Origin of the sequence: Campylobacter sp. S4:11 (genome assembly GCF_024723695.1) — a bacterium.
Lineage (GTDB): Bacteria > Campylobacterota > Campylobacteria > Campylobacterales > Campylobacteraceae > Campylobacter_D > Campylobacter_D jejuni_C.
Window position 1 is genome coordinate 1 of the sequence record NZ_JANQDC010000030.1, and the last position, 9241, is coordinate 9241.

Below are 9241 nucleotides of genomic sequence, written 5' to 3' on the forward strand. Positions count from 1 at the left end.
CTTATATTTTTTCTATATTCTTAATCAAACTGCTAATATTAGAATCGATTTTAATATTATGAGTTTGCAAATCAAAAATTGCAAAAATGAAAAAACCCAAAATACATCCAATAGGTATAATAACTAACGCAAATTTCATAAATCTGCGTTGAAAATACTGCCAAAATTTTTCCCTATTAGCTCCATTATAAGCCTTATCAAAAGCTGTCTCATCTGTTAAATTTATAAGAGGGGTTAAAGCCGATGCTATATTATTACAAAGATAAATAATTTTTTCCTCAACATCTTTTTCATGAGAATATTTTCCTCTATATCCTAAAATCAAGCAAACATATATGAATTCCAAAAAATCCTTGTTTTTGGATGGATTAGACAACCAAGAAAGCGCTATATCGTAAAAATTATCACCACCTAAAGTCTCATCAAATAATCTCACGGTTAAAGTATGATTTGCCCAAGAGCTATTAATAAATAAATCATTTTTCATTAGACTTTCATCTATAAATACGCATAAGCAATATCTTAATTTTATAATATCTTTCTCATCATACTCTTTAAAAGTACTTAATCTTGAACTCCAAACCAAAATTTCATTCACAAGCTTTTCTTTTAAATTCTCTATATAAGCAGCATCCAAAGAATGAACCTTAGATAATCTATAAACAAGTAAAAGAATTTCCAAGCAATTATCAACAACTTTATTGATTTCTAAACCTTTTAAATCACTTTCTAAAAGTAAAGATCCTTCTTTAAAATGCGATTCTTTTTGCATATTACTCCTTAAAACACAGCCCACATTTTTATATCAGGGTTTTTTATATTTGTTGTTAGATATAAACTTATAACATTTTCACCCTTAAAGTATTTAAACAGCTCATCTTTTTTGTCTAACTTGTAATAAATATAACCATTTAAATAAGGTATAGAAGATGGAATATTTGAAATTTGCTCTATGTTTATCCCTCGTAATTGTGTTGTTACTATACTTTTTATCCTACTTTGAGTATGAATTTTACTTTGAGTTTTAAAATTATATAATAAATACTCATGATTAACATCAGCACTAATAGCTAAAAATAATTCGCCCTCTTCAATAACCGTAGGATTGTCAAATAACAAATCATAAAATCCATTGTTATTATCAATTACTTGAGCCATAGTATATTTTGGAGAAGTTATTTTTGCAAATAAAACTCTAAGTTGATTAGTAAGTGGTAAAAAAGTGTTAGTCAAGTCATCATGATTATATACTATAAAATCAGAAAAGGAACTTTCGGTGCCAAAAGCACTAAGATCTCCTTGAAAATCAACTAATTTTTCATATAAATTTTCAGGATGTATTTTATCTTTATTGATTATATATGAAAAAATAAAATACCATTTTTTTAAAAGATTAAGCGATAAATATGTACTAAAATCCAAGGTGTTTTTAGTTTGATCTATACCCTTAAATACTTCAGTGAGTATTTCTTTATGCTGTTTAATTGAATGCGAAATTTCTTCTAAAAATGATTTAATATACGAAGATTTATTTAAATCTAAACAAGTGGGTATAAAACTTTCATCTAACTCTATTTTTTTATTTAAATCAATATTTTTGATTTTTGCTATAGGAATTTCAAGTTCATCTGGAGTTTTGCTACCTAAAAAGCCCAATTTCAATCTTAAACTAGCTAAAGTAATGCTTATTTTTTCTTGAGAGAAAGTAACATTATCATTCTCATATTCATCTTCTAAATCAGTATGTTTAAAAACATCATTGGTATTATCATCATATATTCTTGAAGCTACAACACTTCTTAAACTAATGTATTTTGAATTAGGTATATTATTGTGTAAAGATATATCTGCTATAGAGGATAAACCCATAGGAATTTTAATAACAATAATAGAATTTACCAAAGAATCATAATTAACTTCCAAAGGCTCTGGAAGCTCATCTTGTTCTGGTGCATTAAAAATGCTACCATCTTTAGCAATTCCAGAAATTCTTTTAAGTGCTATTTTTCCCTGCATTAACATTTCATTGGAAAATTCTAGATCAATTATTCCATATAAATTATTGAAAGTTGAAATTGTTTTAAGATTAATATTTCTTTCAAAATATCGTTCTTGTTGCTCAAAATGAATTTTATCAATATTTAGCCCATTAAACCAAGCTACTTTTAGCTTATCTGCCATTATATTTTCCTTAGATTAAATATGTCTAATACCATCTTTTGTTATTTCAAATTTTAATGTTTTTTTAGTTCCAAAACCATTAGCATCATCTGTTTTTGCCCAAATTTTTGTTACCTTTTTAGTATTATTTGCAAATAAAACCAAAATACCAATATACGGCACTTCTTCGTCTATAACTTTAAAAGCAATAATATTATCTTTAGGGGCAATTTGTAGTCTAATCGAGTCAATTTTATCTCTACCTAGTATAACATCCTCTCTATTAATCAGCTCTAAATCACTAGCCTTTATAAATTTATTTACATCTTTTAGTTGATAAACAATAACAGTTAAAGGAACATCATCATTTCTGCTATTTAAATTAGAATTTTTTATATTATCAATCTTTACACTTACAACACTAGAGCAAGAACTTAAAAACAATCCCATAAGCAATATAATAAAAATTTTTTTCATTCCCATCCTTAAAAAAATACTTAAATAAATAACACTATAATTTTGTTTTTTATTATAATTAAAAAAACTTTCAATAGTGCTTAGGAGATAAAAAATGATTTTCTGTGATCATTATGAAGAAAATTTAGAAAACTTAGAAATATTTCACTTACTTGAAGAAGAAATGGCAAAATATAAAACATTAAATCATGAAAAAATACAATGGGATAAAGTATATGAATACTCATTAGATATTTTACAAAACAACTCGATGGATATGAAAATTTTCGCTTACTTTTCTTTATCATGTTTAGCATTAAATAACGAAGAGTGTTTTAAAATATTTTTAGAAATAATAATTTTTACAGAAAAATTATTTCGAGAAAAACCTGAAAATATAAGTAAAACATCTTCTATACTATTGAATCAAAAAAAGAAATACAAACAAATTGTTGAAAATTTTATTAATGAATTTAATAAAAATTCACCAAAATGCTTACAAGTCACAGCTAAAAATTTAAATGAGTATTTTGAAAAATTACGCGAAATTTTAAATTGTAATTTTGCAAAATTAAACATTAAAGAAGAAATAACACAAACCAAACAACCACCTCTTAAATCTCCAGTAACACAAGTAAATATCGATATAAAAAACACAAAATTATCCAATCTTAACGATAGAGAATACAGAACATTATTAAATAATCTAGCAATAGAATTACTAGAGAATGACATTGAAAACACTAACACCTATTCATTGTTTGCAGAGGCAACTTGGGGAAAGATAAAAACTCTTCCACCGCATTCAGATTTCATCACTAAAGTAAGATATCCTGATAAAAATTTAATAAAATTACTATTAGATAAAAATACAAATGAATTAGATCAAATAAAATGTTTTATCAATAATCTTTCACTTAATCCTTTCTGGATAGAGGGATTTAAAATATTTTGTGATTTTTTACAGCATCATGAAAAAGAACACTCCTTGAAAATTTTAAATTTACTAACTTGCAATTTTATTCTCAAATTCAAAGATATTACCAAGTTAAGATTTGACAACGGTGAATTAATGTGTAAAGAAGATACATTTAATTATTTTGTAAAACAAAATCAAGAAATCAATAAAAAAACACACGCTACATCCGATAAAAATAAAAAAGTAGAGCAATTACTCATTGAAATAAACAATGAAAATTATAATAATTCTTTATTTTGTAATATAAATTCTTTAATAGCCATGGCAGAAGTTTTTGAAACAAACAATATGAAAAATAATGCAAAAATTATATACTTACAACTAGTTGAACTTATGGAAAAAACCTTATTAAAGGATTACTTAAGTGATGAGTATAATTATGCAAAAAATAAAACTAATAAAAAAACATAAACTTAGTTATTCTTTATTTAGTTTTATGTATAATTTAAAAAATAAATTTTAAAATTTAAAAAATAAGGAAGTAAAATGTCTGATGGATCAAGTGCACCAAAAGAACGCATAAATATAACCTACAAGGCAAAAACAAACGGGCAAAATGCAGAAATAGAACTACCATTAAAACTCATGGTAATGGCCAACTTAACAGGTAAAAATGAACAAAATTTAGAAGATAGAGAAATTGTGTCTATCAACAAAATAAATTTTAATCAGGTTATGCAAAAACTAGACATCAAAACCCAATTTAATGTTAAAAATACTTTAGGTGGAGGTGCCGAAGAATTAGATATCAACCTAAAAATATCTAGTATGAAAGATTTTTCACCTGATAATATAGTGCAACAAGTGCCAGAGTTAAATAAACTAATGCGCCTTAGAGAAGCATTAATGGCTCTAAAAGGACCTATGGGCAATATTCCAAATTTTAGAAAAGCTGTTTTGGATGCTCTAAAAAATGAAAAAACCAAAGAGCAGTTGCTTTTAGAAATCAAAAAAGAAAATAACGAAGAATAAAGGAAACATAATATGTCAAAAGATAAAGTAATTGATACTCCAATTATTGAAAGTATTATGGAAAAAAGCAAATACGCTAGAAATGATGAAAGCTATAGTATAGCAAAAAGAGGAGTAGCTGAATTTATTTCTGCAATAGTTGAAAGTGACAATATAGAAGATAAAATCAATAAATTCGCACTTGATGAAATGATTGCCCATATTGATGATTTGTTATCAAAACAAATGGATGAAATTTTACATAATGAAGAATTTCAGAAATTAGAATCAACTTGGAGAGGGCTTTTCTTTTTAGTAGAAAGAACTGACTTTAATGAAAACATTAAAATTAATCTTTTTGATATTACAAAAGAAGAAGTTTTAGAAGATTTTGAAAACAATCCAGACATCACCCAAAGTGTTGTTTATAAAAATATTTATTCTTCAGAATATGGACAATTTGGCGGAGAACCAGTTGGTGCTATAATTGGTGATTATCAACTAAGCACTGCAAGTCCGGATATGACTTTTTTAAATAAAATGTCAAGCATAGCCGCAATGAGTCATTCTCCATTTTTAACTTCCTTAGGACCTAAATTTTTTGGTTTAGAAAATTATTCAGAATTAGCTAATATACAGGATTTACAAAGTCTTCTCGAAGGTCCACAATATACAAGATGGAGAACTTTTAGAGAAAATGAAGATTCTAAATACACAGGATTAATGGTTACAAGATTTCTGACAAGATCACCTTATGATAGTGAAGAAAATCCTATAAAAAGCTTTAATTATAAAGAAAATGTTCACGCATCTCATAATCATCTACTATGGGGAAATTCAGCATACGCTTTTGCAACAAGATTAACAGAAAGTTTTGCTAAGTATAGATGGTGTGGCAGTATCATAGGGCCAAAAAGCGGGGGAAGCGTAAAAGATCTTCCTACTTATTTTTATGAAAATTTTGGAAACTTAAAAGCTAAAATTCCTACTGAAGTTTTAATTACAGATAGAAGAGAATACGAACTTGCAGAAAATGGGTTTATAACTTTAACTCTAAGAAGAGATACCAACAATGCAGCATTTTTTTCAGCAAATTCTGCTTTAAAACCTAAAATATTTCCAAACACACCAGAAGGAAAAGATGCTGAGACAAATTACCGTTTAGGCACTCAACTACCTTATGTATTTTTAATTTCAAGATTAGCACATTATCTAAAAGTATTGCAAAGAGAAGAAATTGGAAGCTGGAAAGAAAGAAGTGATATTGAAAATGGTTTAAACGAATGGGTTAGACAATATATTTCAGATCAAGAAAACCCGCCAGCAGAGGTTAGAAGTAGAAGACCTTTTAGAGGAGCTCAAGTAAAAGTAGATAACATACCAGGAGAGCCTGGGTGGTATAAGATTGGATTAAGTGTTCGTCCTCACTTTAAATACATGGGTGGAAATTTTGAACTATCTTTAGTGGGTAAATTAGATAAAGAATAATAAATGTCTTTATTGGATAAAATTATTCATTCATTGGATGATCAGTATAAAAACATCCCTTTTTATCAAAACGAATTTCAAGAAATAAAAAACAATATACAAGTTTTGCTTAATGCAAAACTTGATGACTGTTTAAGTATTAAAGATTTTGGGTTATCTGGTATGGAAAATTTAAATTTAAGCTCAACAGAGCTTTGCTTAAACATGGCAAAAGAAATTCATAAACTCATAAGTAAATACGAAAAAAGAATTATGATTAATTCTATTACATATAACGACTCTTTAAAACCTTGGCAACTTTCATTTTTATTAAGATGTGTTTTTTATAATGATAGTTTTAAAGAATTTGTAATTGAAATTATATTTAAAAATAATCGATATTGCGAGGTTATCTAGTGACACAAGATGATATACATTATTATCAGAAGGAGATTACTTATCTCAATCAGACTCGAAAAATTTTTATAGATAAATTTCCTAAGTTAGCTCCCTTTTTATCTTACGATAGTAAAGATCCAGATATTGAAAGAATTATTGAAAATTTAGCAATATTAACCTCAAAAATTCATCAAGAACTAGATCAAAATATACCCTATATCGCAGAATCTCTAATTAATATTCTTTCTCCAAATTACACCAATATTCTACCATCTATGTGTATGCAAGAATTTAAATTTAACAAAAACAGCAAACTCAATAAATTAATTATTCCTAAAAATAGCACAGTCAAATCTATACCTATAGAAAAATGTGAATGTGAATTTAAAACGGTATATGATGTATATCTATATCCATTAAATATAGAGAATATTTTTTTAGGAAGTGAAAGACAATATCACACATTAGATATACAACTTAGAATTAATAAAGAAGATTTAAACATTGAACATCTGGATTTAGATAAACTAAGTATATATTTAGGGGATGATGTTTACACATCATCTACATTGCTTTTTTATATGCACCAATACTTAGAAGAATTGAAAATCATATCTCATGATACAAAAGAAGAATTTAAAATAAACACCCATAACATTAAAACTATGGGTTTAAAACCAAATGAAAGCTGTCTATTTTATAACGATTTAGGTTTTGAATCTTTTTCTTTACTAAGAGAGTATTTTTTTCTACCAGAAAAATTCAATTTTATCTTAATACAAGGCTTAGAAGTTTTACATAAATGCAAAGGTAAATTAATCAGTATTTTTTTCAAATTTAACAAAACACTTCCTAAAAATTGTATTATAAAAAATGAGCTATTTTCATTGTCTTCAACACCTATTATTAATATTTTTGAAAAAGCAGCAGAACCTATCATCAACAATCATTCGAAAAATGGATATAGAATTTTTATAGACAGAACCAATTTAAACGCATATGATATAGTTCAAATAAAGCAGGTGAAGGCACACAACAGTGATAGTGGTAGTAGAATTTTAAAAAATTATAAGAATTTTGAACGTTTTGAATTTATGCAAAACAAAATACAAGATTTTTACTACATTACAAATAAATCAAACTCCAAGAATGTTAATTTCAAAGAAATATCATTTTTTTCCTCAAACAATACAAATGAAACAATATCCATAGATACACTATGTTGCAATAAGAATTTACCTACTCTTTTAAAAATAGGTGATATTAATCTCGCACCTTTCCACAAAGATATAATTACCAAAAATATTACAATTCCAACACCGTCGAAACAAATCAATGTAGATGGAAATCTTTTATGGAAGTTAGTTTCTATTTTATCTTTTAGTTATCAAACTCTATTAACAAAAACTTCCTTTTTTCAAGTTCTGGAGAGTTATAGTTTTCCTGATGATAAAACATCTGAAGCAACTTGCCAACTACTTACTTCATCAATAATTGATATCAAATCAAAACCTACTTATTTAGTCGATGAACATATTACAAAAAAAGGAACTATGAGTATCATAAGCATAGATGATTCTAAATTTTATTCTTTAGGGGAAGTTTACAAACTTGGCGTAATAATTTCAGAATTTCTATCATCTTTTGTAAGTATTAATTCATTTTGCGAATTAAAAATAAAATGTATAAATTCAAAAGTCATTATACACTATCCTTTTAAAAAAGGAATTAAGTCTATATTATGAATAATACAAACTCTTATACTTTTTATAAACTTCTTAAAGAAATATTAAAAGAACATCGTAAAGAAGATATTTTTTTAAGAGTAAATAATGCTCTAATGCACCCTAATAAAGAAATTGAGTATGTAAAAATTAGTAAAAATAATGATATTTTTCCTATAGAAATTATGATTAACTTCATGGGTCTACAGGGAAATACATCGCAACTCCCATCTTACATACTAGACAAGCTTTCTAGAAATGAAGATGGCGGTGAAGGATGGAGTTTATTTTTTGATTTTTTCAACCATTATCTTCTTTGGATTTTTTTTGAAATTACCACTCTTAATAATTATCCAAAAAGTTTTGATATTGACTTCAATGATAGAATTTCTAAAATACTATTTTCTATATTGGGTATCAATGACACAAGAATAGCAAAGAGATATCTACCTTTTGCTCCATTATTGCTAAGTTTAAGAAGACCTAAAAGTTATATTGAAAGAATTTTACAAATCACTTTTAATTTGCAAAATCAATTAAGTATTATAGAAAATATACCCCATCAAATTTACATAAGACACATACAATTAAATAAATTAGGATGTAAGAATCATATTTTAGGGAAAAATCTAATTTTAGGGAAAAAATTTCTATCTTACCAAAATAAAATAGCTATTTATATAAAAGATATACACTATGATGAAGCTTTAAAATACTTTCCAAACGCAGAAAAATATAAAGAGCTTAAAGAAAGTATATTATTTCTAACTAATAATGAATTTTGTGTTGATTTATATCTTAAAATTATTTTTAATAAAAGAATGCTGTTTAAGCTAGGAGATTACTCTCACTCCAAATTAGGATGGGGTAAAATTTTAGGAAAAAAAATAAAAAATTATGAGATAATACATATTAAACTTCATGAATGATTTTTATATTTACCAAAATATATCATTTACTCATCTATATAAAATCTGAATTTTCATTATTTAAATCATCACTTTTTATAAATTATAACAATAAAATATAGCACATAAACAAAAAAACACTTTACTGTAATTAACAAACCACACACTTACTACTTTCTACCTTCCCTACTTCAATC

At 26.0% G+C, this 9241-nt stretch carries 9 protein-coding genes; 6 read left to right on the forward strand and 3 right to left on the reverse strand.

The genetic code is table 11. From position 1 onward, the window contains the following. Nucleotide 1: 1 nt before the first annotated feature. The 3 genes from icmH to tssJ are packed head-to-tail and all read right to left on the reverse strand — an operon-like array spanning nt 2 to nt 2637. Complete coding sequence (icmH, locus tag CAMP5053_RS07730) at nt 2-772, reverse strand: type IVB secretion system protein IcmH/DotU (RefSeq protein WP_337217596.1); 771 nt, start codon at nt 770-772, stop codon at nt 2-4. An 8-nt stretch (nt 773-780) separates the two neighbouring features. Then, a complete protein-coding gene (tssK, locus tag CAMP5053_RS07735) occupies nt 781-2181 on the reverse strand; it encodes a type VI secretion system baseplate subunit TssK (RefSeq protein ID WP_087700202.1) in 1401 nt (466 codons plus the stop codon). Between the two features lie 15 nt (nt 2182-2196). Then, a complete protein-coding gene (tssJ, locus tag CAMP5053_RS07740; RefSeq protein WP_337217597.1) occupies nt 2197-2637 on the reverse strand; it encodes a type VI secretion system lipoprotein TssJ in 441 nt (146 codons plus the stop codon). A 163-nt stretch (nt 2638-2800) separates the two neighbouring features. Here tssJ and CAMP5053_RS07745 point away from each other — a divergent pair, with 163 nt between their 5' ends. From CAMP5053_RS07745 to CAMP5053_RS07770, 6 genes are all read left to right on the forward strand, one after another. Beyond that, nucleotides 2801-4006 carry a type VI secretion system domain-containing protein gene (locus CAMP5053_RS07745; RefSeq protein WP_250322470.1) on the forward strand — a complete coding sequence of 402 codons (1206 nt, stop codon included), beginning with the start codon at nt 2801-2803 and terminating at the stop codon, nt 4004-4006. Nucleotides 4007-4081: 75 nt separating this feature from the next. Next, nucleotides 4082-4567, forward strand: a complete 486-nt coding sequence (tssB, locus tag CAMP5053_RS07750) for a type VI secretion system contractile sheath small subunit (protein WP_087700196.1) — start codon at nt 4082-4084, stop codon at nt 4565-4567. Nucleotides 4568-4579: 12 nt separating this feature from the next. Further along, nucleotides 4580-6034 (forward strand): type VI secretion system contractile sheath large subunit, encoded by a 1455-nt coding sequence (tssC, locus tag CAMP5053_RS07755; protein ID WP_087700194.1) that lies wholly within the window; start codon nt 4580-4582, stop codon nt 6032-6034. Between the two features lie 3 nt (nt 6035-6037). Beyond that, the gene (locus tag CAMP5053_RS07760) at nt 6038-6430 is read left to right on the forward strand and encodes a GPW/gp25 family protein (protein ID WP_087700192.1); all 393 of its coding nucleotides are present in this window, start codon (nt 6038-6040) and stop codon (nt 6428-6430) included. Further along, nucleotides 6430-8157 (forward strand): type VI secretion system baseplate subunit TssF, encoded by a 1728-nt coding sequence (gene tssF / locus CAMP5053_RS07765; protein ID WP_087700190.1) that lies wholly within the window; start codon nt 6430-6432, stop codon nt 8155-8157. The genes CAMP5053_RS07760 and tssF overlap by 1 nt, the downstream gene beginning before the upstream one ends. Next, the gene (locus CAMP5053_RS07770; protein ID WP_087700188.1) at nt 8154-9065 is read left to right on the forward strand and encodes a type VI secretion system baseplate subunit TssG; all 912 of its coding nucleotides are present in this window, start codon (nt 8154-8156) and stop codon (nt 9063-9065) included. The genes tssF and CAMP5053_RS07770 overlap by 4 nt, the downstream gene beginning before the upstream one ends. Nucleotides 9066-9241 lie beyond the last annotated feature (176 nt).